The 788-nt window shown below is 66.6% G+C and carries 1 protein-coding gene; it reads left to right on the top strand.

The features are described from left to right. Window positions 1-306 precede the first annotated feature (306 nt). Window positions 307-788, top strand: a 482-nt coding sequence (locus AC1DYI_RS37320; protein WP_477209098.1) for a glycosyltransferase, incomplete at its 3' end; no start/stop codon positions are given.

Raw genomic sequence — 788 nt, 5'->3', positions numbered from 1 at the left:
CACCAGGCGAGGATGGCGGCATACGCCGGCTCGACGAACAGCAGCCCATAGGCGATCACGAAGCTGATCGCGCTGACCAGGTGCAGGCTCTGGTTGATGCGGCTGTGGTGGTAGTAGCGGTGATCGTCCCAACGCTGGACGGCCAGCTCTTTCAGGAAGGCATTCACGATGGTGAACCTCGGTGCGGGTGGGGGAACCAGGCCGCTGCCCGCGCGAACAACGCAGGCCACGGCATGACACGATGGTGACCACCGGATGTGAAATGGCCGTGACGGCGCGCGTGACCACTGTGGAGATACACGCAGCATGCCGACTGTCATCGAACTGTTGTGCAAGACAGGCACGATGCTCGGCATGAAGCCGACCGCGCACCGGACCGAGACCCACGGCATCGTCGTCGACAGCATTGCGGCCCCGCACCGCTCGCTGCGCATCGCCTGCGTGACCGAGACCTACCCGCCCGAGGTCAACGGCGTGGCCACCACCATGGCCCGTTTCGTCGAAGGCCTGCATCGGCGCAACCACGATGTTCAGCTGATCCGGCCGCGCCAGGCCACCAGCCAGGCGGCCGAGCAGCAGCCGGGTTTCCATGAAGTGCTGATGCGCGGGCTGCCGATCCCCAAATACCCGAACCTGCGCATGGGCGTGCCGTCCAAGCGCGCGCTGGTCAAGCTGTGGTCGACCCACCGGCCAGACGTGGTGCACATCGCCACCGAGGGGCCGCTGGGCTGGTCGGCGCTGCAGGCGGCGCTGCACCTGAAGCTGCCGGTGTGCTCAGACTTCCGCAC

Source organism: Ideonella sp. P3_A4 (assembly GCF_056403075.1).
The sequence above is the reverse complement of the archived record's forward strand: the minus strand, read 5'-3'. Positions and strand labels throughout refer to the sequence as shown.